The 24,964-nt window shown below is 71.9% G+C and carries 23 protein-coding genes and 1 pseudogene; 8 read left to right on the top strand and 16 right to left on the bottom strand.

Annotated elements, in window-relative coordinates; genetic code table 11:
- Positions 1-44 precede the first annotated feature (44 nt).
- The 7 genes from whiA to BMW88_RS32300 form a co-directional block, all read right to left on the bottom strand.
- Positions 45-1,031, bottom strand: a complete 987-nt coding sequence (whiA, locus tag BMW88_RS32330) for a DNA-binding protein WhiA (protein ID WP_089958262.1) — start codon at positions 1,029-1,031, stop codon at positions 45-47.
- Positions 1,022-1,990, bottom strand: a complete 969-nt coding sequence (locus BMW88_RS32325; protein ID WP_089958423.1) for a gluconeogenesis factor YvcK family protein — start codon at positions 1,988-1,990, stop codon at positions 1,022-1,024. Before BMW88_RS32325 ends, whiA begins: the two co-directional genes overlap by 10 nt.
- Positions 1,991-1,995: 5 nt before the next feature.
- Positions 1,996-2,853 carry an RNase adapter RapZ gene (rapZ, locus tag BMW88_RS32320; RefSeq protein ID WP_177221526.1) on the bottom strand — a complete coding sequence of 286 codons (858 nt, stop codon included), beginning with the start codon at positions 2,851-2,853 and terminating at the stop codon, positions 1,996-1,998.
- 1,031 nt (positions 2,854-3,884) lie between these two features.
- On the bottom strand, positions 3,885-5,786 hold the full coding sequence (gene uvrC / locus BMW88_RS32315) for an excinuclease ABC subunit UvrC (RefSeq protein ID WP_089958257.1): 1,902 nt from the start codon (positions 5,784-5,786) through the stop codon (positions 3,885-3,887).
- Positions 5,787-5,828: 42 nt separating this feature from the next.
- On the bottom strand, positions 5,829-6,302 hold the full coding sequence (locus BMW88_RS32310) for a Rieske (2Fe-2S) protein (RefSeq protein WP_089958420.1): 474 nt from the start codon (positions 6,300-6,302) through the stop codon (positions 5,829-5,831).
- A gap of 106 nt (positions 6,303-6,408) precedes the next feature.
- On the bottom strand, positions 6,409-6,807 hold the full coding sequence (locus BMW88_RS32305) for a Rieske (2Fe-2S) protein (protein ID WP_089958254.1): 399 nt from the start codon (positions 6,805-6,807) through the stop codon (positions 6,409-6,411).
- 9 nt (positions 6,808-6,816) lie between these two features.
- Complete coding sequence (locus BMW88_RS32300; RefSeq protein ID WP_089958252.1) at positions 6,817-7,311, bottom strand: hypothetical protein; 495 nt, start codon at positions 7,309-7,311, stop codon at positions 6,817-6,819.
- Positions 7,312-7,692: 381 nt separating this feature from the next.
- On the opposite strand from BMW88_RS32300, the gene BMW88_RS32295 reads away from it, so the two are divergent.
- Together BMW88_RS32295 and BMW88_RS32290 are read left to right on the top strand one after the other, a co-directional pair.
- On the top strand, positions 7,693-9,129 hold the full coding sequence (locus BMW88_RS32295; protein WP_245778198.1) for a helix-turn-helix domain-containing protein: 1,437 nt from the start codon (positions 7,693-7,695) through the stop codon (positions 9,127-9,129).
- A complete protein-coding gene (locus BMW88_RS32290) occupies positions 9,129-9,605 on the top strand; it encodes a hypothetical protein (protein WP_089958250.1) in 477 nt (158 codons plus the stop codon). The genes BMW88_RS32295 and BMW88_RS32290 overlap by 1 nt, the downstream gene beginning before the upstream one ends.
- Positions 9,606-9,633: 28 nt before the next feature.
- On the opposite strand, the gene BMW88_RS32285 is transcribed toward BMW88_RS32290, so the two are convergent.
- Entirely contained in the window at positions 9,634-10,266 is a 633-nt protein-coding gene (locus BMW88_RS32285; protein ID WP_089958415.1) for a TetR/AcrR family transcriptional regulator, read from the bottom strand.
- 51 nt (positions 10,267-10,317) lie between these two features.
- Here BMW88_RS32285 and BMW88_RS32280 point away from each other — a divergent pair, with 51 nt between their 5' ends.
- The 3 genes from BMW88_RS32280 to BMW88_RS42930 all read left to right on the top strand — a co-directional run bounded on the left by BMW88_RS32280 (position 10,318) and on the right by BMW88_RS42930 (position 12,602).
- Positions 10,318-11,187 (top strand): SDR family NAD(P)-dependent oxidoreductase, encoded by an 870-nt coding sequence (locus tag BMW88_RS32280; RefSeq protein ID WP_089958248.1) that lies wholly within the window; start codon positions 10,318-10,320, stop codon positions 11,185-11,187.
- Positions 11,188-11,283: 96 nt separating this feature from the next.
- Positions 11,284-11,745 (top strand): hypothetical protein, encoded by a 462-nt coding sequence (locus tag BMW88_RS32275; RefSeq protein ID WP_089958245.1) that lies wholly within the window; start codon positions 11,284-11,286, stop codon positions 11,743-11,745.
- Complete coding sequence (locus tag BMW88_RS42930; protein ID WP_218148287.1) at positions 11,742-12,602, top strand: hypothetical protein; 861 nt, start codon at positions 11,742-11,744, stop codon at positions 12,600-12,602. The genes BMW88_RS32275 and BMW88_RS42930 overlap by 4 nt, the downstream gene beginning before the upstream one ends.
- Before the next feature lie 42 nt (positions 12,603-12,644).
- Here BMW88_RS42930 and BMW88_RS32265 read toward each other — a convergent pair whose 3' ends face one another.
- On the bottom strand, positions 12,645-12,836 hold the full coding sequence (locus BMW88_RS32265; protein WP_089958242.1) for a S1 RNA-binding domain-containing protein: 192 nt from the start codon (positions 12,834-12,836) through the stop codon (positions 12,645-12,647).
- Positions 12,837-13,018: 182 nt separating this feature from the next.
- On the opposite strand from BMW88_RS32265, the gene BMW88_RS32260 reads away from it, so the two are divergent.
- Positions 13,019-13,981, top strand: coding sequence for a helix-turn-helix transcriptional regulator (locus BMW88_RS32260; RefSeq protein WP_089958240.1), 963 nt, complete (start codon positions 13,019-13,021; stop codon positions 13,979-13,981).
- The gene (locus tag BMW88_RS32255) at positions 13,978-14,898 is read left to right on the top strand and encodes a sigma-70 family RNA polymerase sigma factor (RefSeq protein WP_089958238.1); all 921 of its coding nucleotides are present in this window, start codon (positions 13,978-13,980) and stop codon (positions 14,896-14,898) included. Before BMW88_RS32260 ends, BMW88_RS32255 begins: the two co-directional genes overlap by 4 nt.
- On the opposite strand, the gene BMW88_RS32250 is transcribed toward BMW88_RS32255, so the two are convergent.
- A complete protein-coding gene (locus BMW88_RS32250) occupies positions 14,858-16,624 on the bottom strand; it encodes a LamG-like jellyroll fold domain-containing protein (RefSeq protein ID WP_089958235.1) in 1,767 nt (588 codons plus the stop codon). The genes BMW88_RS32255 and BMW88_RS32250 overlap by 41 nt on opposite strands.
- 86 nt (positions 16,625-16,710) lie before the next feature.
- Between BMW88_RS32250 and BMW88_RS32245 the strand changes: the two genes are divergently transcribed.
- Entirely contained in the window at positions 16,711-17,430 is a 720-nt protein-coding gene (locus BMW88_RS32245; RefSeq protein ID WP_089958233.1) for a sulfite exporter TauE/SafE family protein, read from the top strand.
- Positions 17,431-17,453: 23 nt separating this feature from the next.
- On the opposite strand, the gene BMW88_RS32240 is transcribed toward BMW88_RS32245, so the two are convergent.
- The 6 genes and pseudogenes from BMW88_RS32240 to BMW88_RS32215 all read right to left on the bottom strand — a co-directional run bounded on the left by BMW88_RS32240 (position 17,454) and on the right by BMW88_RS32215 (position 24,869).
- Positions 17,454-19,034, bottom strand: coding sequence for an alpha/beta fold hydrolase (locus tag BMW88_RS32240; RefSeq protein ID WP_245778196.1), 1,581 nt, complete (start codon positions 19,032-19,034; stop codon positions 17,454-17,456).
- 118 nt (positions 19,035-19,152) lie between these two features.
- Positions 19,153-20,751, bottom strand: coding sequence for an alpha/beta fold hydrolase (locus tag BMW88_RS32235; protein ID WP_089958228.1), 1,599 nt, complete (start codon positions 20,749-20,751; stop codon positions 19,153-19,155).
- A 62-nt stretch (positions 20,752-20,813) separates the two neighbouring features.
- Entirely contained in the window at positions 20,814-21,785 is a 972-nt protein-coding gene (egtD, locus tag BMW88_RS32230; protein ID WP_089958225.1) for an L-histidine N(alpha)-methyltransferase, read from the bottom strand.
- Positions 21,782-22,510 carry an ergothioneine biosynthesis protein EgtC gene (gene egtC / locus BMW88_RS32225; RefSeq protein ID WP_089958222.1) on the bottom strand — a complete coding sequence of 243 codons (729 nt, stop codon included), beginning with the start codon at positions 22,508-22,510 and terminating at the stop codon, positions 21,782-21,784. Before egtC ends, egtD begins: the two co-directional genes overlap by 4 nt.
- A 3-nt stretch (positions 22,511-22,513) precedes the next feature.
- The gene (gene egtB / locus BMW88_RS32220; protein WP_089958220.1) at positions 22,514-23,803 is read right to left on the bottom strand and encodes an ergothioneine biosynthesis protein EgtB; all 1,290 of its coding nucleotides are present in this window, start codon (positions 23,801-23,803) and stop codon (positions 22,514-22,516) included.
- Positions 23,800-24,869 (bottom strand): annotated as a pseudogene (locus tag BMW88_RS32215) (glutamate-cysteine ligase family protein). The gene egtB and the pseudogene BMW88_RS32215 overlap by 4 nt, the downstream one beginning before the upstream one ends.
- Positions 24,870-24,964: the final 95 nt, after the last annotated feature.

Genomic DNA, 24,964 nt, shown 5'->3' with positions numbered 1-24,964 from the left:
TGGTGGTCGCGGCCTTCGCCGGGCCGCGACCACCACTGGGGCCGTCAGACCTCGGCTTCGAGCATCTCCGCCGTGACCGCGGACTCCGTGTCGGGCAGTCCCAGGTCCTTGGCCCGCTTGTCCGCCATGGCCAGCAGGCGCCTTATGCGGCCGGCCACCGCGTCCTTGGTCATCTGCGGGTCGGACAGCTGGCCCAGTTCCTCGAGCGACGCCTGGCGGTGCGCGAGGCGGAGCTGCCCGGCGGCGGCCAGGTGGTCCGGCGCCTCCGGCCCGAGGATCTCGAGCGCCCGCGCCACGCGCGCCGCCGCGGCGACCGCGGCCCGCGCCGAGCGGCGCAGGTTCGCGTCGTCGAAGTTGGCGAGCCGGTTCGCGGTGGCGCGGACCTCACGCCGCATCCGCCGCTCTTCCCAGGCCAGCACGCTGTCGTGCGCGCCGAGCTTGGTCAGCATCGCCCCGATGGCGTCGCCGTCCCTTATCACCACGCGCTCGGCGCCGCGCACCTCGCGCGACTTCGACGCGATGCCCATCCGGCGCGCCGCGCCGACGAGCGCCAGCGCCGCCTCCGGGCCGGGGCAGGTGATCTCCAGCGAGGAGCTGCGGCCGGGCTCGGTCAGCGATCCGTGCGCGAGGAAGGCCCCGCGCCACGCCGCCTCGGCGTCGCACACGCCACCGGACACGACCGGCGCGGGCAGGCCGCGGACCGGCCGTCCGCGCGGGTCGAGCAGACCGGTCTGGCGGGCGAGCCCCTCGCCGTCCTTGACCACGCGGACCACGTAGCGGGTGCCCTTGCGCAGCCCGTTCGACTGGATGGTGAAGACCTCGGCGTGGTGGCCGTAGAGGGCCTGGATCTCCTTGAGGAGCCTGCGGGCCGCGGACCCGAGGTCGAGCTCGGCCTCGACGACGACGCGGCCGGACACGATGTGCAGGCCGCCGGCGAACCTGAGCAGGGAGGACACCTCCGCGCGGCGGCAACAGGTCTTGGATACCGCGAGCCTGCTCAGCTCGTCCTTGACCGCCGACGTCATCGCCACGGGTCTGTCCCTCCCACTCCGGTCTCCGCGACCACCTGCCTCAGGCAACCGGCGAGCGCCTCCGGATCATGCCGTTCGACGGCGTCCGGTGCGGCGATCTTCGCCAGATGCGTACGCGCGCCCAGCGCCGAGGCGGCGCGCGTCAGCCGGTCCGGGGTGGGGACCGAGTAGACGTCCGCGATCACCGCGTCCACCTTCAGCTCGGGTGCGTGTTCGCAGACTACGTCCAAGTGGCGCTCCGGAGAGAAACCGGCAGTTTCCCCCGGTTGGGGGACAAGATTGAGCACAAGCGCCTTCTTGGCCCGCGTGTGCACCAGCGCGTCATGCAGTTCCGGTACGAGCAGATGCGGCAACACGCTGGTGAACCACGATCCGGGGCCGAGTAGCACGAGATCGGCGTCAAGTACAGCCTGTACTGCTTCCGGACAGCCGACAGGTCGCCCGTTCGGGGCCGTCAGCCGGATGCGCTGCACGAGTCCGGGCGTGGTCGCGATGGCGACCTGCCCCCGGATGCGCCGGACGTCCCGCGCGTCCTCGTCGAGGCCCATGACGTCGGCCTCGATGTCGAGCGGCTCGTTCGACATGGGCAGCACCCTGCCCCGGACGCCGAGCAACCTGCACATGTGGTCGAGCACCGCCACCGGCTCGCCGAGCTGCTCGAGCAGCCCGGCGATCACCAGGTTGCCGACCGCGTGGCCGGCCAGCGCGCCCGTGCCGCCGAAGCGGTGCTTGAACAGGGACGTCCACAGCCTGCTGGCCTCGTCCTCCCCCGCCAGCGCCGCCAGGGCCTTGCGCAGGTCACCCGGCGGCAGGAGGTCGGAGAGCTCCCGGCGCAGCCGTCCCGACGAACCCCCGTCGTCCGCGACGGTCACCACGGCCGTCACGTCGTCGGTGATCCGCCGCAACGCCGTCAGCGTCGCGTGCAGCCCGTGCCCACCACCAAGTGCAACAGCCTTCAACTTCGTCACTCGCGTCCCAGATCCCTGTGCACGACCTTGACAGCCATGCCGTCCTCGCTCGCCAGCCGCGCGGCCAGCTCCTCGCTCAAGGCCACACTGCGGTGCTTGCCACCGGTGCAGCCGATCGCGAGCGTGAGGTAGCGCTTGCCCTCACGCCGGTACCCGGCGCCGATCAGCCGCAGCAACTCGTGGTACCGGTCAAGGAACTCGTCGGCGCCCTCCTGGGACAGCACGTAGTTGCGCACCTCACCATCGAGGCCCGTCTGCTCGCGCAGCTCGGGGATCCAGAACGGGTTGGGCAGGAACCGCACGTCCATGACGAGGTCGGCGTCCATCGGCAGGCCGTACTTGTAGCCGAAGCTCAGCACCGTGACCCTGGTCCTGCTGGCGGCCTCCGTGCCGAACGTGTCCTCGATCTTCGCCCGCAACTGGTGAACGCTCAGCGCGCTGGTGTCGAGCACCAGGTCGGCTTCCTGCTTGAGCGGCGTGAGCAGGATCCGCTCGGCCTCGATGCCGTCCTGCAACCGCCCGTCGCCCTGCATCGGGTGACCGCGGCGCACGGCCTCGAACCGGCGGATCAGCACGTCGTCGGTGGCTTCGAGGAACAGCACGCGCGGCTTGTACCCGCGCGCGTCGAGGTCCTTGATGATGGCGGCCAGGTCCTCGGTGAACGCACGGCTGCGCACGTCCATGACGACCGCGACCCTGGTGATGGCCCCACGCGCCTGCGCGCCGAGCTCCACCATCGTGGCGATGAGTTCCGGGGGCAGGTTGTCGACGACGAACCAGCCGAGGTCCTCCAGGCACTTGGCCGCGGTGCTGCGGCCCGCACCGGACAGCCCGGTCACCACGGCGACTTCGATGCCGGACTTCTCCGCGTTCACGACTACGACTCCGTTACCTGTTCATGAGCGCATCGGCGCTCTCGTTTGGGCTAGCTCGGTTGCTGGGGGCCACACCACTTGCCGGGGCCCGGGATGAGTCTCCACCGGAACGGGCCTCGCGCGCGGCAGGTTCGGCCGTTGTGGCGGGCGTGCCGTGGTCGTGGTCACGATCCTTCGTCCCATTTCGGGGCATGGGCGGGGATTCGTGGGGGCTGGGTGGCCGGTGGGGGTTCGGTGCCCGGTGGGAGTGTTGTGGGCGGTGCGGCTGGTGGGGCTTGTGGAGCGGTGGTCGAGGCGAGGCGGGGTGCGGCCGGGGCGAGGCGGGACTGGGGCGGGGTGCGGCCAAGGCAAGGCGTAGCCAAGGCGAGGCGGGGTGCAGCCGAGGCGAGGCGGGGTGCGGCCGGAGCGAGGTGCGGCCAAGGCAAGGCGCGGCCGGGGCGGGGTGCGGCCGGGGCAAGGCGCGGCCGGGGCAAGGCGCGGCCGGGGCGGGGTGCGGCCGGGGCAAGGCGCGGCCGGGGCAAGGCGCGGCCGGGGCAAGGCGCGGCCGGGGCAAGGCGCGGCCGGGGCAAGGCGCGGCCGGGGCAAGGCGCGGCCGGGGCAAGGCGCGGCCGGGGCAAGGCGCGGCCGGGGCGGAGTGCGGCCGGGGCGGCGGCTGGACCACGGCGGCTGACGGTTCGGTGAGGCGGGACATCGCACCTGCGGGTGGCTCGCCCGCGGCAGCGGCGGGTGAGATCCCGTTGGCACGAGCCCACTCCCAATGGGCACGTGTCGGCGGCGGAGGCCGGAACACCCCCGCCAACACGCCACCGAACACTCCCACCGCGTCCAACGCCTCTACGCCCTCCCGGCGCAAGAGCGGCTCACGTGCCACAAGCAGGCGGCACATCGCGCTCACCCCGCGGCCGGACAGCACGTCCCGGCCTCCGCCCCACCCTCCAATCGAGGCGCAACGCGATCCAGCGGCGCCCCTGCGCCGTCGTGCACGGCGCGCGGAGGGCGGGACGCCGGTCTCACGGCTTGGCCTCGGAGGTGGCGAGGCTCGCCACCACGGCTTCGGCGGTGCGGCGACCCACGCCGGGGACGCCGCTGATCTCGTCCACTGTGGCCTGGCGGAGCTTGCGGACCGAGCCGAAGTGCTTGAGCAGGGCGGCTTTGCGGGTCTCGCCCAGGCCGGGGACGCCGTCGAGCTCGGAGGCGATCATGCGCTTCGAGCGCTTCTGGCGGTGGTAGGCGATGGCGAAGCGGTGGGCCTCGTCGCGGACGCGTTGCAGCAGGTACAGCGCGTCGCTGGTGCGGGGCAGGATCACCGGGTCCGCCTCGCCGGGGACCCAGACCTCCTCCAGCCGCTTGGCCAGGCCGACGACCGCCACGTCGTTGATGCCCAGCTCGGCGAGGACGTCGGCCGCCGCGGCGGCCTGGGGGCCGGCGCCGTCGACCACCAGGAGGTTGGGCGGGTAGGCGAACTTGCGGGGTTTGCCCGTGTCCGGGTCGATGCCGGGGTTCGGGCCGCCGGACGCGGTCTCGCGCAGCATCGCCTGGAAGCGGCGGCGGACCACCTCGGCGATGGAGGCGACGTCGCCTTCCGCGGCGGCCTCGCGGATCGCGAAGCGGCGGTACTCGGACTTGCGGGCCAGGCCGTCCTCGAAGACGACGAGCGAGGCCACCACGTCGGTGCCCTGGACGTGGCTGATGTCGACGCACTCGATGCGCAGCGGCGCGGTGTCGAGGGCCAGGGCGTCCTGCAGCTCCTGCAGCGCGGCCGAGCGCGCGGTGAGGTCGCCGGCGCGGCGGAGCTTGTGCTGGGCGAACGCCTCGGCGGCGTTGCGCGCCACGGTCTCCATCAGCGCGCGCTTGTCGCCCCGCTGCGGGACGCGCAGCACGACGCGGGAGCCGCGCTGCTCGGACAGCAGGTCCTCCAACGCCGGCGCGTCGTCCGGCAGCACCGGCACGAGCACCTCGCGCGGGGTGCTCTCGGTGTTGTCGCCGTAGAACTGCATGATGAACTGATCGACCAGCCCCGCGTCGTCGACCGCCTCCACCTTGTCGAGCACCCAGCCGCGCTGGCCGCGCACCCGGCCGCCGCGCACGTGGAAGACCTGGACGGAGACCTCCAGCTCGTCCTGCGCGAACGCCATCACGTCCGCGTCCGTGCCGTCGCCGAGCACGACCGCCTGCTTCTCCATCGCGCGGCGCAGCGCGCCCAGGTCGTCGCGGAGACGGGCCGCGCGTTCGAACTCCAGCTCCTCGGCGGCCGCGGTCATCTCGCGTTCCAGGCGGCGGATCATGTGGTCCGTCTTGCCCGCCAGGAAATCGCAGAAGTCCTCGACGATCGCGCGGTGCTCGTCCGCCGACACCTTGCCCACGCACGGCGCCGAGCACTTGTCGATGTACCCGAGCAGGCACGGGCGGCCGATCTGGTGGTGGCGCTTGAAAACGCCCGCCGCGCAGGTGCGGGCGGGGAACACGCGCAGCAGCATGTCCAGCGTCTCGCGGATCGCCCAGGCGTGCGCGAACGGCCCGAAGTAGCGGACGCCCTTCTTGCGCGGGCCGCGGTACACGTGCAGCCGCGGGTAGTCCTCGTGCAGCGTCACGGCCAGCACCGGGTACGACTTGTCGTCGCGGTAGCGGACGTTGAAGCGCGGGTCGAACTCCTTGATCCAGTTGTACTCGAGCTGGAGCGCCTCGACCTCGGTGGTGACGACGGTCCACTCGACGGAGGCCGCCGTCGTCACCATCTGCCGCGTGCGCGGGTGCAGCCCGGCGAGATCCGCGAAGTACGAGTTCAGCCTGCTGCGCAAGCTCTTCGCCTTGCCGACGTAGACGACCCGGCCACCGGCGTCGCGGAACTTGTAGACGCCGGGAGCCTCGGGGATCGTGCCCATCGCCGGGCGGTACGTCGAGGGATCTGCCACGCCGTCCAGACTATCGACGCGGTCTGACAAAACCGGAAAGGGTCAGGTCAGGACCACCTGGTCACCGTCCACCCGCACCGCGACCGCGCGCAGGCCGGTGGTGGCCGGCCCCTTCTTCACCGCGCCGTCCGCGGCGGCGAACTGGCTTCCGTGGGAGGGGCAGAGGATGGTGCCGTTGGCGGGCTCCGCGACCATCGAACCCTGGTGCGGGCACGTCGCGTCGTAGGCCTTGACCTCCGTGGCGGACACCCGCGCCACGACGATCTTCTCGCCGCCGGGGCCGTCGACGACGGCGCCACCGCCCTCGGGCACGTCGGCGAGCGCGACGAGCGCGGTGCCGGCGGAACCGGACGCGCCGGTGGACCCGGTCGGCGCCGAGCCGCCCCGGGTCGGCGTGGAGCCGGTGCCGGAGGGACCCGCGGAGCCGCACGCGGTCACGAGTCCGCTGGGCACGGCGAGGGCAACCGCGATTCCGCACAGCGCCGCTCGCCTGCTGACCAGGCTTTCGGTGTTCACGACCGGTCCTCCGTGGTGGTGGGTGTTCGGGGTCACACCACAGCATTACGCGAAACGGCGGGAGGGAGTTCAGCCGGAAGCCCGATGCATAGGAAACGCACAGGTCCTAGGCGAGGACCAGGTCCTCGCCCGAAAGCGTGATCGCGACCTCGGCGAGACCGGAGGCCGCGGGTCCCTTGCGGACCGCGCCGGAGGCGGGGTCGAAGGTGCTCCCGTGCAACGGGCAGGTGATGACACCGCCGGCGGGAGGGTTGACGAGTGAACCCACGTGCGGGCAGGACGGGTTGAACGCGCGGAACTCACCCGGCCGGGGCTGGACGACCAGCAGCTGGGCGTTGCCGGGCAGGTCCACCAGCACGCCGCCGTTCACGGGGACGGCGGACGCGGCCGTCACCCGGTCGCCGGGCCGGGCGGTCCCGGTGCCGCCGGTCTTGCGAGGAGCGGGCTCACCACAGGCGCTCACCACGGCGGCGAGCCCGCACAACAGCACTGATCGACGGTCCACGGGCACCGATTATCGGCGCTGGTCCTCCGCGGCCGCCGACCGGGCCAGCGCCAGCACGGCCGTGAACGGCGGGAACCAGTGCCGCGAGTGCGACGGCGGGTTCGCCCACCGCAGCGACCCGTACCTGGTCATCGTCGGCGGCAGCGCGATGCGGTGCGGCGAGCGGACGAACTGGACCTCCGGCGGCGCCTTGAGGTGCGTCGGCAGCAACGCGACCAGCTCGGCGAGGAAGATCCAGTGTTCGCGGGGGCCGGGGATGACGGTGACGGGTCCGGCGAGCATGCGCGACTTCAGGTCGGCCAGCACCCGCGACCCGATGCGCGCCGGCATGGCCAGCGCGGTGGTCGCGGGTCCGAGCGGCAGGAACACCCCCTGCTCGGTGATGCTCACCTGCCAGCCGAGCAGCCGGTAGGCGGCAACGGCCTCCCCGATCGCCCGTTCGTGTCCCCTGTTCTGTGGGATCCCGGCGTTCCCGGTGCCGGTCTCCGCGGTCGTGAGGCTCATCGGCGGTTGTCCTCCCCGTTGGTGGGTCAGGCACTGGCAGGCCACGGGGATCTACCCGCGCCCCGACGATGTGCAGGGTGCGTCGCACCTCACGCCAACACCACTCGGCCGCTGCATGAGCTTCATGCAGCGGACGCATGAAGCTCATCCGCCGCGCGGGGGCACCGGGACTGCGACACGCGAATCCATGACGGCTTATGCATGGAATGGATGGACTGACGATCACGGCTCCGTACACTGGGAGAACGCTCAGTGACGGGGGCGATGCCGATGGATGCCGCAAGACCCAAATCCAGGCGAGCCTGCCCGTGTGGAGCGTTCATCGCCGCCGACAACACCGATCGGCTCTGTCACCGGTGCCGCCGCAACGCTCGTTCCGGCGTGCACGGCCCCCCTGAGGTCCCCGGCGACTTCTGGGACCACCCCTCCATCGCGGCCGCCTGCGCAGACCGCGACATGGGGGCGTTGATCTCCGCGTACCGGCACCACCCCCAGCACCTGAGCCGCGTCACCCAGGACCGCATGGCGGCGTGGCTCGGCATCAGCCAGGCGCAGCTCTCGCGTTACGAGTCGGGCGAGAACCAGATCGACCGGCTCGACCGGCTGCGCCACTTCGCGCTGGTGCTCGGTGTGCCGGGCGAACGACTGTGGTTCGACCGAGTCGTCATCCCAGCTCAGGTGGGCTCATCCGAGAAGACGGGCCCGCCGGATGTGCTCGCCGCCCCCTGGGAGGCGACGAGCATTGCCCGTTCGGTCGAGGAGACGGCGAGGAGCGACTTGGCGATCAGCAGACGAGCGGCGCTCACAGGGGCTGCCGCGGTGACGGTGGGATCCGCACTGGTCGAGCCGCTGCAGCGGTGGTTGCACCCGCTGCAGAACCTGTCGAAGTGGTCGTCGCACTCGGCGATCAGCGAGGAGGAGCTGGCGGCCCTGCAGCGAGTGGCCGACGGCCTGCGCGGCTGGGGTGGCCGCGGCGGGTACGGGCTGGCCCGCAAGGCCGTCCTGGGCCAGCTCGACGAGCTGGCCGAGCGGCTGCAGCGCGCCCCGGCGGGCCCGACGACGGAACGGGCGTTCTTCATCGGCGCCGAGCTGTCCAAGGTGGCGGCGAGCATGTCGTTCGACGCCGGCCTGCACAACGCGGCCCAGCGCTACTACGTGCTGGCCGTCCGCATGGCCAAGGCCGGCCACAACGACGGCTTCGCGGCGCTGTGCCTCGCGGCCATGGCCAGGCAGATGTTCGACCTCGGCCGCCCGGAGGACGGCTTGGAGCTCGTCCAGCTCGGCCAGTACGGCACCCGCCGCACGGGCACGCCGGTGCTGAAGGCCCTGCTGCTGACCCGCGAGGCCTGGGCCTACGCCCAGATGGGCAGGACCCGCGAGTTCCACCAGGCCGTCGGCATGGCCCAGGACAGCTTCGCGCAGCGCGAGCAGGGCAACGAGCCCCGTTACCTGCACAGCTTCGACGAGGCCGAGCTGGAGGGCGTGATCGGCGCCCGGTGCCGCGACCTCGCGATGCACGACCCGGCCCAGGCCGTGTTCGCCGAGCAGCACATCCGGCGGGCGCTGCAACTGCGGGACCCGTCGAAGGTGCGCAACCGCGCCTTCGACGTGATCGGACTGGCGCGCACCAAGATGGTGGCGGGAGACCCGGAGGCGGCGTGCGGGTTGATCAACGAGGTCCTGCCCACCGCGGCGAAGCTCTCCTCCGGCCGGGTCCTGCGCAAGCTGGAGGACTTCGCGAAGGAGGCGGCACGGCACCGCCACATCCCCGCCGTGCAGGACACCCGCGACGCCATCAGAGCGATTCGGACAGCTTGATGCGCGTCGGCATCACCGGGCACAGCAACCTGGTCCCCGAGTGCGTCCCGGCTGTCCAGGCGGCCATCTCCGACGTCCTCGCGGGCCTGGGCCACCCCCTGGTCGGCGTCACCTGCCTCGCGCCGGGCGCCGACCAGGTCTTCGCCCGCGCCGTGCTGGACCTCGGCGGCCAGGTCGAGGTCGTCCTGCCCGCCCTGGACTACCGCGACCGGCTGAAACCGCACCAGCTGGCCGAGTACGACGAGCTGCGGGCCGCCGCCACGGTCGTCAGCGTGCTCCCGCACATGTCGAGCGGACGCCAGGCGTACGTCGCCGCCAACGAGCGCATGCTCGCCTCGGTCGAGCTGCTGGTGGCGGTGTGGGACGGCGTCCCGGCGCAGGGCAAGGGCGGGACGGCCGACGTGGTGGAGCAGGCACGGGCGTCCGGCGTGCCGATCGAGGTGGTCTGGCCCCCGCAGGCCCGCCGCAAGTCCTAGGTGTTCTGACCCGAGAGGTCAGGAACACCTAGCGCTCACCGGCCTCCACGACCACGCGGACGAGCGTGCCGACCAGCTCGTCCGCGGTCGTGCGCCACCGGTCCGCGCCGAGGTGGCCGCCGTGCTCCATGTCCACGATTCCGTGGGCGCCGGCCAGCAGCAGGGCGCCGTGGTGCCCGGCTCCGCGCTCCCCCGCGACGGCGGTGACGACGGCCAGGAACTCCTCCTGGAACCGTCCCGCCGCGCGGTCGGCCGCGTCCGGGTCGCCTGCGGGCCCGCACACCTGGCGGTGCAGGCGTTCGAGCGTGCCGAGGCGCTTGTCGTTCCACCGGAACAGCATCCGGTGCAGGTGCGGCTGGGCGCGGCCGAGGTCGACGAGTGCTCGCACGGCGTCGCGCAGCTTCTCGGACGCCGGCCGGGACGGGTCGGTCCGCAGGGCGTGGACCCGGTCGGCGAGCCGCTCCCAGCCCTCGGACGCGACGGCGGTCAGCAGGCTGTCCTTGTCCGCGAAGTGCCGGTACGGCGCTCCCCTGGTCACCCCCGCCTTCGCGCCCACCTCCCGCAGCGTGACCGCGTCCGGGCCGCCGAGGTCGAGGAGCTCTGCGGCGGCGTCGAGCAGGGCGCGGCGGGTGGCGGCGGCGGACTCCGCGCGGGTGACCATGTCGGTCATCCTACAGTTGACAGTGTCATCTCAGCGTGTAGCGTGGTTGAGGTGACAACGTCATCTGAAAATTCCGAACTGGTCGTCGTGACCGGGGCTTCGACGGGCATGGGCGCCGCTGCCGCCCGCGAACTGGCTCGCCGGGGCTTCCACGTCCTGGCCGGCGTGCGGCGCGACACCGACGCCGAGGCCATCCGCGCGGCGGGCGTCGAGCCCGTCATCCTCGACATCACCGACGCCGGGCACGTGGCGGCGCTCGCCGAACGGGTCGCCGCCGACCACCGCGGTCTGCGGGCGGTCGTGAACAACGCGGGCATCCAGGTGAACGCGCCCGTCGAGGCGCTGCCGCTGGCGCAGTGGCGGCACGTGTTCGAGGTCAACCTGTTCGGCCACGTCGCGGTCACGCAGGCGCTGTTCCCGGCGTTGCTGCGCACCCACGGGCGTGTCGTCAACATCAGCTCGGTCGGCGGCAAGGCCGCCATGCCGACCTACGGCGCGTACGCCGGTGCCAAGTTCGCCTTGGAGGCCGTGAGCGACGCACTGCGCCGGGAGGTCACGGCGCTGGGCGTGCGGGTGGTCGTGGTCGAGCCCGGCGGGGTCCGCACGGAGATGGCGTCCCGCGGCATCGCCACGGCGAACGACCTGGCCTCCCGGATGACGCCCGAGCAGGACGCGCGGTACGGCGGCCTGGTCCAGGCGATCAACTCGCTGATGGCCTCCGGCACCTCGTCGGGCGTGACCGCCGACGCCGCCGCCCGGGTCATCGCGAAGGCCGTGACGACCCCACGGCCCCGCGCCCGCTACACCGTCGGCCGCGACGCCGCCCTGCTCACCCGCCTGACCCGGCTGCTACCCGACCGCGCGCTCGACCGCGTCATCGCGGCCACCGTGCGGCGCCACCTTCCGGGACGAGCGGCCTGAGACGACTGCTCCACCTGAGGGAAGTTCGGCGGCAACCGGACCAACTCCGCCCACCGGTCTAGCTCGCCACACCGTCGTTGATCACGATTTCGGGGCATGGCAGCCGAACCGTTCGCTCGTCTGGCCGATCGTCAGCACGCGCTGCGAACAGCCCTGAGAGCCCTGCGAGCGGCAGGCCCCGGCAGCCCCGACTTCCCCGCCCTGCTGGCGGCGACCGACAAAGAGGTCGAAGCCGTGCTGCAGGCACGCCGAGACGTGGAGGCGGCCCGCCTGACCGTCCCGAACCGCGCGACCGCCGCCGGGACCAGCGTCGCCGCCCTGGTCGTCGCCGTGGGCTGGTTCGACGCCTGGTCCCTGCTGTCCCTCGTGCTGGCCGTGGCCACCGCCGCGGCCGTCCTCGTCGACCCCACCGGCCGCACCCACTGGGAGCCGCGCGCCAGGACGGCGGCGATCTCGGCCGCGCTCCTCGCCGTGCTGCTCACGCCACTCCTGAACGGCTGGGCGGCCCTGATCACCGCCGCGGGTATCGCGTGGTGGGCCAGGAGGACGCTCGGATGAAGGACATCGACCCGGTCAAGGCCCTGGACGACAAGGTCGAACGCCTCAAGAAGGACGTCAAGTCCCTCGGCATCCGCATCGACAACGCGCAGACCGACGCCGCGCAGCAGAAGCTCAGCACCACCAACCAGTTCCGCGACACCAACCGCAAGATCACCAGGACCGGCGACCGGGTCACCGAGCTCGCGGAGAGCGTGCACCGCCTGGAACGCCTCCTGGTGGCGCTCAACCGCAAGGTGCGGGCGAGCGAGACGCAGAAGGCCGACTTCGACACGTGGCCGGAGGTGCCGGACTCCCTCGTCGCCACGATCCTCGCGGGCCAGGAAGCCTACGCGCGCAAGACCTTCACGCAGCAGGAAGCCAAGAACACCCGGAAGGCCATCGCCGAGTACGACCGGGCGGCCCTAGCCGCGATCGACGCGGCCGACGCCCTCACCACGCTGCCCGCGCACGCGGAGGCGTTGTGGCGCAAGAAGTACCGGGAGTGGCGGACGATCACCGGGCGGCACCGGCCCGAGCTGCCGGACGACGACACGCACGCCAGGGACACCGCCGCCAAGGCGGCGGGGAACGAGGCCGTCGCACGGGTGCGGCAGACCATCCGCGACCGCATCGAGGACGCGGTCGCGCGCGACCTGCTGTTCCCGGCGTGGTTCGAGAACATGCTGGGACCCGCCGCACCGCCCGGCAAGGCCGACGATTGGCTTCACACCGCAACGGATGTCGTGTTGTACCGCCTGCTGCACGGCATCACGAGCCCGGCGGACGCGCTGGGCCCGGCGCCCAAGGAGCAGGGGCACCGCAGGGACCTGCACGACCGCCTGGTCGTGGAGTGCGCGGACTACCGGAAGCCGTGAGTTCCACCGAACAGGGCGCCTCTGTCCGGTGGAACTCATGCGTCAGGCCAGCTCAAGGCTGAACCGCTGCTGTTCGGCGTCCACCGCGAGCACCTTGACCTGCACCGAGGAACCCACCTCGGCCTGCTGGCCCGGCAGGAGCCCGTGGGCACCGGCGGGGTGCTCGACGAACGAACCGAAGGGAACGGTCGAGACGACCTTCCCCGAGAAGACATCACCAACATCGGGAAGCATTGCGCATCACCTCCTCTCCCGGCGCGCTGTTCCTGGAACGAACACGCGCGGGGCAGGAGGGGCCCTGATCAAGTCAGGGCCGGGCAACCGTTCCGCTCACGGCACAAGGCCGACCCGGCAGTCATGGCGCAAACAGTAGCCAGTACCGGCCGTTGTCCGCAATGGAATCTAGAATCCGCCACATGCTGGAGACGTCCGCACGCCTGCTGAAGCTCCTGTCGCTGTTGCAGGTGCGGCGCGACTGGACGGGACCGGCGCTCGCCGGGCGGCTCGGCGTCGACGTGCGCACGATCCGCCGCGACGTCGACAAGCTCCGCAGCCTCGGCTACCCCGTCACGTCACTGCCCGGCGCGGCCGGCGGCTACCGGCTCGGCGCCGGCGCGGAGCTGCCGCCGCTGCTGCTCGACGACGACGAGGCGGTCGCCGTCGCGGTCGGGCTCAGGACCGCCGCGAACGGCACCGTCGCGGGCATCGAGGAGACCTCGGTCCGCGCACTCACCAAGCTGGAACAGGTGCTGCCGGCGCGACTGCGCAGGCGCGTGCAGGCACTCCAGGCGCACACCACCGCGCTGTCCGCCGCGGGCCCGACCGTCGACGCCGAGACGCTCACGACCATCGCCGCCGCCTGCCGCGACCACCGGCAGCTGCGCTTCACCTACGCCCCGACGCACGGCGAGCCCACCCGGCGGCTGGTCGAGCCGCAAGGCCTCGTGCACACCGGCCGGAGGTGGTACCTCGTGGCCTGGGACGTGTCCAAAGAGGACTGGCGGACCTTCCGCGTGGACCGCATCACCACCGAGCCCACCCCCGCCGCGCGCTGCCCGCCCCGCGAGCCACCGGCGGAGAGCCTCGGCGAGTTCGTGTCCCGGCAGGTCGCCTCCAACGTCTACACCTACCAGGCGGTGCTCACGATCCACGCGCCGCTGCGGGCCGTCGCCGAACGCACCACGCCGATCTCGGCGGTGCTGGAGCCGATCGACGAGAGCTCCTGCCTCATGCGCACGGGCGCCGACTCGCTCGACCGGATCGTCTTCCACCTGATGTTCCTCGGCCACGACTTCACCGTGCACGAGCCGGAGGAGCTGACCGACCACGTGAGAACGCTCATCGGCAGGCTGCAGAACGCGATCGGGGCACGAGGATGACGGTGGACTTCGAGACCGCGGCGGACCCGTTCCGGCGGGAGCTGCTCGCGCACTGCTACCGGATGCTCGGCTCCCTGCACGACGCCGAGGACCTCGTGCAGGAGACCTACCTGCGCGCTTGGAAGGCCTACGACGGGTTCGAGGGCCGCTCGTCGGTGCGCACCTGGCTCTACCGGATCGCGACGAACGCCTGCCTCACCGCGCTCGACAGCCGCGGCAGGCGGCCGCTGCCGTCCGGCCTCGGCACGAGCGGCGCCACCGAGGACGACCCGCTCACCCGGGACCACGAGGTCCCGTGGCTGGAGCCGTTCCCGACGGACCCGGCCGCCATCGTCGTCGAACGCGAGTCGACGAGACTCGCGTTCGTGGCGGCGCTGCAGCACCTGCCGCCGAGGCAGCGCGCGGTGCTGGTCCTGCGCGACGTCCTGCGGTTGAGCGCCGCGGAGACCGCCGGGGAGCTGGGGATGACCGTGGCGGCCGTCAACAGCGCGCTGCAACGGGCGCACGCGCGGCTCGGGGACCTCAGCGAGGAGGAGGTCGTCGAGCCCGCGGACGCCAAGCCGCTGCTCGACCGGTGGGTGAAGGCGTTCGAGGCCAAGGACATCCCGGCGATCATCGGGATGCTGGCCGAGGACGTCGTCTGGGAGATGCCGCCGTTCCCGCAGTGGTACCACGGCGGGGAGATGGTCGCGTGGCACCTCACCCACCAGTGCCCCGCGGTGCCGCACGGCGCGAGGATGATCGCCACCGAGGCCAACGGCCAGCCCGCCTACGGCCTGTACCTGCGGGCGGAGGACGGCGTGTTCCGGCCGTTCAACCTCCAGGTGCTGGAGATCGGCGACGGCCGGATCACCCGCGTCTCGTCGTTCTTCGACCTCAGTCTGTTCCCGCGGTTCGGGCTGCCTTCGACCGCATGAACTCCGAACGGTCGAGCGGCCGGTTCACGATCCGCATGTCGCCGATCCAGCCGTGCAACGACTTCTCGACGACCTTGTCGTACGCGTAGGCGCCGACGAGCCACGGGTCACCGGCGGTGGAGATGCCGCGGGCGGGCGTGGACGGGTTGCGCAGCAACGGGGATCCGTCGACGTACAGCGTGCTGTGCACGCCGTCGTTGACGACCGCGATGTGCCACCACGTCTCGTAGTCCATCTCGTGGCCCCAGTTCGTGGAGATGCCCGGCAGGTTGCGCGGGAACACCGCCCACTGGAGCTGGCCGCCGCCCGCGACGTTCAGCGTGGCGATCGGCTCGCTCGGGTCGTCACCGGTCTTGCCCGCCGCCGAGCCCGGCGCGAGCTTGGTGAACAGGCCGCACCAGGGGTGGTTGAAGTCCGCGGGCAGCTTGAGGAACAGCTCGATGGTGTAGCCGCGCTCGAACGTCTGCGCGTTCAGCGGTGCGTTGTCCACCGTGGACAGGTGGCCGTTCTTGCCGAAGTACAGCGAGCGGTGTGACGGCGCGAACCGGTGGTGGTCGTCGGAAGCGGTCAGCGTGCCGGTCTGCACCAGGTCGTTCCCGTTGCCCGACAGGTCTTTCAGGCCCTCGCCGAGCCGCCAGTACGCGACCGTGCCGCGCACGAGGACGTCACGAACGGGCTGCGCGGGCGGCAGCACCGGCGGGTCGAACCGGGCGAACCGCCGCTCGAAGTCGATCGGCACGCTGAACCGGTCGGCCGGTCCGGTCAGCTCGATCTCCTTGCGCTCCAGCGGGTTGAGCGCCTTCTTGCCCAGCAGCCAGGGCGACAGGGTCCGCACGTCGATGGTCGAGCGGTCGAGGTCGAAGTGGTAGAGCCGGATCATCGCGCCGCCGCCGTAGTAGCGGTCCTGGTAGTTCGTGATGTGCACGTGCACGTCGTTGCCGGCGGAGTTGCGCAGCGTCGCCCTGGCGGGCGGCCAGAAGTGCCCGTTCAGCGTGAGGAAGACCTGGTCGTTGTCCTTGATCAGCTCGTCCCACAGCTTGCGGCCGTAGTCGGACATCTGCGCGACGCCGTCGTGGCCTTCGCGGGCCAGCTCGTGCGTGGTGAGGATGACGGGCAGCTTCGGGTGCTTCGCGAACACCGAGCGCGCCCATTCGAACCCGCGGGCGGACATGCGCCAGTCCAGCGCGAGGACCAGCCAGTCCCGGCCGGCCGCGCGGAACACGTGGAACGTGTTGTAGCCGTCCGGGCTCGCGCCGCGGAACGTCGGCGAGCGCCGGAACCGCTGCGGCCCGAACCTGTCGAGGTACGGCGTGCGGCCGCGCTGGTCGTCGGTGCGCGAGTCCGGCACGTCGTGGTTGCCGGCGAGCACGCTGTAGCCCACTCTGCGCCGGTCGAGCACCTCGAACCGCTCGCTGATGTCGTCGATCTCGCTCTGGAGCGCGTTCTCGACGAGGTCGCCGAGGTGGCTGACGAAGACGATGTTCTCGGACCTCTGGTGGTCGACCAGGTACTGCAGCGTCGCCTTCAACGGCGCCGAGTCGCCGCGGTCGAGGTCGAACATGTACTGCGTGTCCGGGATCACCGCGAGCGTGAACCGCCGTGCCTCCGGGTCGGGACGGCCGGCTCCGGCAACGTTGTCCGCGGCGGCGGAACCGGGCGTGACCAGGGCGGCGGCGGCAGCGGTCGCGCCGGTGCCCAGCAGGAAGGAACGACGGGAGGGGGTCATGGCGCGGAGCGTAAATGCGCTTTCCCAACGCCAGGAGAACGCCGGGCGAACCTCTCCACCCCGGCAGATAGGTAGCCTTGCTAACCATGTCCTGGGGGTTGCTGGTCGTCGCAGGCGTGGTCGTGGCGGCCGGAGGGCTGCTGCAGGGCCTGATCGGGTTCGGCCTGGCGCTGGTCGCCGTGCCGCTGCTCGCGCTGCTGGACCCGGCGCTCGTGCCGGTTCCGGTGCTGGTGGTCGCGAGCGCTCACGCGGTCATGTCGCTCGCCAGGGAGTTCGGCCACGCCGACTGGCGCGGGGTGGGCTGGGCGATGCTCGGCCGGCTGCCGGGCACGGTCGTCGGCATCTGGATCGTCGACTCGCTCGACCCGCGGAGCTTCGGCGTGGTCGTCGGCGCGGCGGTGCTCGCGTGCGTCGTGCTCTCGGTCCTGTCGTGGCGGCCGGAGCCCACCGCGCCGGCGCTGGTCACGGCCGGGGTGGCGAGCGGGTCGTTCGGCACGGCCACGTCGATCGGCGGGCCGATGGTCGCGCTGCTGTACCAGAACCAGTCGGGGCCCGAGGTCAGGGCGACGCTCGCGGCGTTCTTCGCGCTGGGCTCCATCACCTCGATCATCGGGCTCGCCGCCACCGGCAACGTCACCGCGCACCAGCTGTGGAGCGGGGTGCTGCTGATCCCGTTCCTGGTGGCCGGCTTCCTGGCGTCCGGGCCGTTGCGCAAGCGGTTCGACGCCGGGGGCGTCCGCACGCCGACGCTCGTCGTGGCGGGCGTCAGTGCCGTGGTGCTGATCGCGCGGAGCGCACTCCTGTAGGGAAGTGCGCTCCGCGGAGGTGATCAGGCGAACGGCTGGACGTTCGGCTGGAACACCGAGCCGTCCGCGGGTGCGACCAGGTCGACCAGGTACCGCGCCACGGCCGCGTCCGTCGCGGCAGAGCGGCCCAGGATGCAGTGGCCGAACGAGTCGACGCTGATCAGCCGGGCGTTGCCGAGCTGCTTGGCCATGCGCTGCGAGAACAGGTACTGCGTCGCCGGATCGTAGTAGTTGCCCACCACGACGATCGGGTTCTTCGTGTGCCTGTTCCACGGGCCGATCCAGCGGTCCGGGTTGCGCGCGGGCCACGTCGGGCAGGCGAGCAGGTCCGAGGCGGCCTGGTAGCGGCCGAACGTCGGCGACTGCCTCTCCCACCTGTCCGCGGTCTGCTCCCAGAAGCGGTTCGTGCGGGCGAACGGCTTGTCGGAGCAGTTGACCGCGAAGTACGAGTCGTCCGCCGTGTACGGGGTCTCCGGCAGCGGGTCGACGTCCAGGCGGCCACCGCCGTTGTTCAGCGGCGCCGGCAGGTCCACAGTGGACGCGGCGCCGAAGGTGGCCGGGCCGGGGTTCAACGCCACGTGGACGCTCTGCAGCCAGGCCACCAGGGTGGCGAACCTCGGCACCGAGTACAGGTCACCCGCCACTCGGCTGACGACGTCGGCCAGCGTGACCTTGGTGCCGTTCGGCAACGTCGCGGGTCCCCCGGCGAGGGCCTTCTTCATGTCCTCGAACTTCTTGCGGGCGTCACCGGCGAAGGCGCACTTCTCGGCTCCCGCGCTGTCGCACCGCCGCAGCATCGCGTCCAGCGCGATCTCGAAGCCCTGCGCGCGCTGGCGGTCGTACTCGGCGCCGTTGGTCAGGCGTAGCTGCGGGTCGACGTTGCCGTCGATCACGATCGCCCTGGACCTGTGCGGGAAGATGTTCGCGTACGTCGAGCCGATCAGCGTGCCGTACGAGAAGCCGACGAAGTTGAGCTGCTCGTCGCCGACTGCCTCCCGCAGGACGTCGAGGTCGCGCGCGACGGCCTCGGTCGACATGAAGTTCAGCAGCGGACCGGCGTTGATCCGGCAGTAGTCGGTGTAGGCCTTGGCCGAGCGGATGGTGGCGCCGATCTCCTCCTCGGTGATCGGCAACGCGGACCAGCCCGAGTTCACCGCGTCGGACTCCTCCTGCGTGCGGAAGCAGCGCAACGGGGCGCTGCGGGCCACACCGCGCGGGTCGAAGCCGATGACGTCGAACCGGTCGAGCACCTCCGGCTGGAAGTAGTTCTTGGCGACGGCGCCGCGGAGCAGGCCGGAGCCGCCGGGACCGCCGGGGTTGAGGAAGATCGAGCCGATCTTGCGGGACGGGTCGTTCGCCGGGCGCTTCATCATGGCGATGCCGGTCTTCTCCCCGCGCGGGCGCGAGTGGTCGACGGGCACCTCCTGCACGGCGCAGGACAGGCGCGCCCGCTCCTCGGGCGTGACCGAGGCGGGAAGCGTGGCGAGAACGTCTGCCGCGCACTGCCCCCAGGCAGCGGGTCCGGTGGCGGCCTGGGCGGACGCGGTGCCCGGACCGGGTACGACGGTGCCGAGCGCGAGCACGCTCGCGAGCAAGACACGCACAGTTGCAGAAGATGACGTCACGGGTGCACCCCATCACCGTCGGTGCACCGTTTGTACCCGTCTTTCGGAGGGTTCCGGGGTGGCGGCGCCGGGGAAGGCGCCGCCACCCCCGACCGGGCTAGAAGGGCTGCGTGTTCGGCTGGTAGACCGTGCCGTGCACCGGAGCGGTGAGGTCGACGAGGTACCTCGTCACCGCCGCGTCGGCGCCGGCCGAGTCACCGAGGATGCAGTGGCCGAACGCGTCCACGCTGATCAGCCGGGCGTTGCCGAGCTGCTTGGCCATGCGCTGCGAGAACAGGTACTGCGTCGCCGGGTCGTAGTAGTTGCCCACCACGACGATCGGGTTCTTCGTGTGCCTGTTCCACGGGCCGATCCAGCGGTCCGGGTGGCGCGCGGGCCACGTCGGGCAGGTCAGCGCGTCGGAGGCGGCCTGGTAGCGGCCGAACGTCGGCGACTCCTGCTCCCACTTGGCCGCCGTGGTGGCCCAGTTGCGGGTGGTGCGGGCGAACGGCTTGTCCGTGCAGTTCACCGCGTAGTACGAGTCGTCGCTCGTGTACGGGGTCTCCGGCAGCGGCCGCACGTCGGCGCGGCCGGCCAGGTTGTTCAGCATCGGAACGTCCACAACGGACTGCGCGCCCAGCGCGGCCGCGGACGGGTTCTGGGCGGCGTGGATCGACTGCAACCACGCGGCCAGGGACTTGAAGGTCGACGGGCTGTAGAGGTTGCTCGCCGTGCGGCCGACGACGTCGGTCAGCGTGACCGTGGTGCCGTTCGGCAACGTCGTCGGGGCCTTGCGCAGCGACTCGCGGATGTTGTCGAACTTCTTGCGCGCGTCACCGGCGAACGCGCACCGCTCGACGCCGACGGTGTCGCAGCGCCGCAGCATCGCGTCCAGCGCGATCTCGAAGCCGCGAGCGCGCTCGCGGTCGTACTGCGCGCCGTTGGTCAGCCGCAGCTTCGGGTCGACGTTGCCGTCCAGCACGAGGGCGCGGGACCGCTGCGGGAAGATGTTCGCGTAGGTCGCGCCCAGCAGCGTGCCGTACGAGAAGCCGACGTAGGTGAGCTGCCGGTCGCCGACGGACTCGCGCATGAGGTCGAGGTCGCGGGCGACGGCCTCGGTCGACATGTGGTCGAGCAGCGGACCGGCGTTGATCCCGCAGTAGTCCGTGTAGGCCTTGGACTGCCGGATCGAGCTCGCGATCTCCTCCTGGGTGATCGGCAGCGCGTACCAGCCGTCGTTCACCGCCTCGGCTTCCTCCTGGGTGCGGAAGCAGCGCAGCGGCGCGCTGCGGCCGACACCGCGCGGGTCGAAGCCGATCAGGTCGAACTTCTCCAGGACCTCCGGGGTGAAGAAGCTGGAGCCGTAGGCGCTGTAGATCAGGCCGGCGCCACCGGGGCCGCCGGGGTTGATGAACAGCGAGCCGATCTTCTTCGCCGGGTCGCCGGCGGGGCGCTTCATCATGACGACGCCCGTGGAGTCGCCGCGCGGCCGCGAGTGGTCGACGGGCACTTCCTGGACGGCGCAGCTCACCTTGGTGCGCTCGGCCGCCGGGATCTCGGCGAGCACGTCCGCCGCGCACGGCCCCCACGCGGCGGGTCTGGCGGCCGCCGTGGCTCCTGGCTGGGCCGACGCGGTGCCCAGGCCGGTGATGACGGTGCCGAGCGCGAGGGCGCTGACGAGCGCCACGCGCACGGCCCGCGAAGTTGCAGGTGTCATCGGCGAAGCCCATCACTGACGGTGGGCCGCCCGGAACCGTCTAACGGAGGGTTGTGCCCCGATTACACCGCTTGGGCCAGCGAGACCGCGAACCTGCCCGCGGCGTCGGTCCACCAGCGGTGCAACGAGAACCCGCCCTCCTCCAGCTCGCGGCGCACTCCCTCCTCGCGGAACTTCGCCGACACCTCGGTGCGCAGTTCCTCCCCCTCGCGGAACTCGACGGTCAGGCCGAGGTCCGCGAGCGTCACCCGCACCGCCCGCCTGGCCCGCAGGCGCATCTCGATCCACTCCTGCTCGGCGTTCCACAACGCCACGTGCTCGAACGCCTCGACGTCGAAGTCGGCGCCGACTTCGCGGTTGAGCACGTTCAGCACGTTGCGGTTGAACTGCGCCGTCACGCCCTGCGCGTCGTCATAGGCCCGCACCAGCGTCCGCTCGTCCTTGACCAGGTCCGTCCCGAGCAGCAGCCACTCCCCCGGCTCCAGCACGTCGCGGACCGTGCGCAGGAACTTCTCCCGCTCCTCGGGGATGAGGTTGCCGATCGTGCCGCCCAGGAACGCCACCAGGCGCGGTGACTCACCCGGCAGCAACGACAGGTGCTGGGTGAAGTCGCCGACCACGCCGTGCACCCGCAGCCCCGGGTAGTCCGCCATGATCGCGTGCGCGGCCTCGGTGAGCGCCGACACCGACACGTCCTGCGGCACGAACTCCCGCAACGTGCCGTGCCCGCGCAGCGCGCTCAGCAGCAGCCGGGTCTTCTCCGACGACCCGGAGCCCAGCTCCACCAGCGAGTGCGCCCCGGTCGTCGCCGCGATCTCGCCCGCGCGGCCGGCGAGCACCTCGCGTTCGGCCCGCGTCGGGTAGTACTCCGGCAGGCGGGTGATGTCCTCGAACAACGCGCTGCCCGCCGCGTCGTAGAACCACTTCGGCGAGACCCACTTCGGGTCCGCGGTGAGCCCGGCACGCACGTCGGCGCGAAGCGCGTGTGCGGCGTCCTCGGGGGTGAGGTGAACGTCCAGCACCGGCTCGGTCATATCGGTCGAACCTCCACAGTGGATGGATCGGCCACCACGACGTGGTTGTCGGGGATCTCCCGCCACGCGTCGTCGCCGTCGAGCGGTTCGGAGGCGAGCGTGACGCTCTCCTCGTCGTGCAGGACCCACAGCGAGTGGGTCCACGTCGTGCCGACGATGACCGAACCGTCGGTCATCAGGAAGTTGAGGCGCGACGCGGGAGCGACGGCCACCACCTCCTTCGTCAGCTCGGCGAGGACGTCGGCGGGGTTCCTCCCCGTCTCCAGCCGGCGCCGCACCAACGTCCAGAGCAGCGCGGAGTCGGTCGGCGCGTCCATGGTGAGCAGGTCGGTCACCGGCAGCGTCCGCGCGAGGTCGGCGACCGAGCCCGGCCAGCCGGAGATCCGCCCGTTGTGGCTGAACAGCCACGTGCCGTCGGTGAACGGCGCGCACGCCGGGTCGACCACCGGCATGCCGGTGGTGGCCGACCGCACCGCGGCCAGGAAGGCCGCCGACCGGACGGTCCCGGCGAGCTGGCGCAGGTTGGCGTCGGCCCAGATCGGACCGGCGCGGCGGTACCTGACCGGACCGGGGAACCAGCCCACGCCGTACCCGTCGACGTTGACCGTGCCACCACCGTGCATCCGCTGTGGCGCGTAGGCCTGCCGCTCCAACGAGTCCGGCGCGTCGAAGAGCAGGTCGGCCAAGGGCACGGCGGGGCCGAGGTAAGCCAGGTGGCGGCACACCGCTCAGGCGTCCCTGGCGCAGCGGAAGCCCGCGAAGATCTGCCTTCTGATCGGGTAGTCCCAGTTGCGGAACGTCGAGCGGATCGCGGACTTGTCGGTGCCGAACGAACCGCCGCGCAGCACCTTGTAGTCCGGCCCGAAGAAGACCTCCGAGTACTCGCGGTACGGGAAGACCTCGAATCCCGGGTAGGGGCCGAAGTCGGTCGAGGTCCACTCCCACACGTCACCGATCAGCTGGTGCACCCCGGTCGCGGAGGCTCCCGCCGGGTACGCGCCGGCCGGGGCCGGGCGCAGGTGCCGCTGGCCGAGGTTCGCGTGCAGCTCGGTCGGGTCCTCCTCGCCCCACGGCCACCGGCGGGTCCGCCCCGTCGAGGGGTCGAAGCGGGCCGCCTTCTCCCACTCCGCTTCCGTCGGGAGCCGCTTGCCCACCCACGTGGCGTACGCCCAGGCCTCGTGGAAGCACACGTGCACCACCGGTTCGTCCGCCACGATCGGCTCGGTCACGCCGAAGACCGTGCGGGCGAACGCGCTCCCCTCGCGCTGCCAGAACCGCGGCGCCCGCAGCTTCGCCGTGGTCCGGTGCTCCCAGCCCTCGTCGGTCCACAGGCGACGGTCGTCGTAACCGCCCGCGAGGACGAACTCGGCGTACTCGCCGTTCGTGACCGGCGTCGTGTCGATGAAGAACGGGTCGACGTGGACGGTGTGCGCCGGACGCTCGTTGTCGAGCGCCCACGGCTCGTCCGAGGTGCCCATCTCGAACGGCCCGCCGGGGATGAACGCCTCCGTCGCCGGGACGAGCTTGCCCTTGGGCGGCAGCGGGGCGTGCAGGACGGGCTCGCCGGTGCGGAGCTGGTGCGTGGCGAGCATCGTCTCGTCGTGCTGCTGCTCGTGCTGCACGATCATGCCGAAGGCGAAGCCGTTCTCGACCAGCCGGCGGCCCTGCAGCGGCACCTTCTCCAGCACGTCGAAGACCTTGCCCCGCACGTCCCCGACGTACTGCCGGGCCTCGTGGGGGTTCAGCAGCGGCAGCTCCGGCCGGACCGACCGGCTGTACTTGAAGGCGTCGTAGTACTCGTCGATGTCGCTGCGGACGGGTTCCCGCCCGCCGACGTCGCGGACGAGCCACAGCTCCTCCTGGTTGCCGATGTGCGCCAGGTCCCAGACCAGTGGCGACATCAGCTTCGAGTGCTGCCGGACGAGGTCGTGCTCGTCGACGGCGTCGGTCAAGGCGGTGGAACGCGCGCGCGAGCGCAACAGTTCCTCCGCCACGTGCTCGCGGAGTTCTTCAGTCACAGCTTCCCCTCAAGCTCCTGGCTGATGACGCTGATCTGGTCGTGGGAGAGCCCGGTGCGGTGCAGCGACTCGATGCCCAGCGCGACGACCTCTCTCGCGGCCGTGGCGATGCGCTCGTCCGCCATCCCGTGCCGTGCGGCGGTGAGCCACCGCCCGGCGGCCCGTTCCGTCGCCGCCAGCACGCCGTCCACGACGGACGGGTCGCTGAACAGCGCGACGAGCAGCGCGCTCGGGGCGATCCACCCGCCGGGCGCCGGCGTGTCCAGGTACCGGATCTCGATGTACCCGCGCGGCCGCACCGGCGGGAACATCGTCGTCAGGTGGTAGTCGAGGTCGTCGCTCGTGGGCGGGCGGTCGAGCGCCCCGTCGATCCACTCGGCGAACGTCAGCCGCCGCGGCGGGATCCAGCTCGCGCCCGGCCCGCGCACGACGATCACCGGGGTGTCGACGACCCGCCTCGCGTAGGCGGCGGCCGGATCGGCGCACACGGCGCTCGGCCTGGTGCGCACGGGATCCGTGCCGTAGAGCGCCCTCATGCGGGCGGACGCCCAGCCGCGGTGCTGCCCGCCGATGCCCGGCGAGTTCGCGAACAACGCGATCATCACCGGCCCCAGCCCGTGCACGGCGGCCCACCTGTCCTCCAGGTGCTTCTCCTCGCCGAAGTCGAGGCACACCTGCAGGCCCGCGGTGCTGCACATCATCGAGATGCCGTCGTCGCCGAGCTGGTTGAACGCGTGCTCCATCGCCGCGTACCGGGGCACCCGCAGCATGCGCGCGGGGCCGCGGTGCTGGTCGGCGCCGCGGTCACCGAGCACGAGGCCGTGGTCCGCCAGGATGGCGGTGAGGTGGGAGATGTCCTGGCGACCGTGCGGAAGAGGTCCGGGAGGCTGGAGCAGGGAGGAGTCGAGATCTCGACCTGCCCGCCCGGTTCGACGGTCAAGGGAGTGCCGCTCGGGAGCGGCCGCTGGGGACTGTCCGGTACCAGGGTCGGCGGCGCGTGCTCTCCGAGAGCCGCCGCCAGTCTTCGTTCGTCAAGCCGTTGAGCTGGGTCTTCCGCGTGGTGCACGGTCCATTCGAGCTCCACGCCGAACAGCCTCGGAGGACCGTGCTTGAAGCAGACCGAGGCGACGTAGGCCTCGGCCTCGGCGCGGTCGGCGAACC

Source organism: Lentzea xinjiangensis, assembly GCF_900110955.1.
Taxonomy (GTDB): domain Bacteria; phylum Actinomycetota; class Actinomycetes; order Mycobacteriales; family Pseudonocardiaceae; genus Lentzea; species Lentzea xinjiangensis.
The sequence above is the reverse complement of the archived record's forward strand: the minus strand, read 5'-3'. Positions and strand labels throughout refer to the sequence as shown.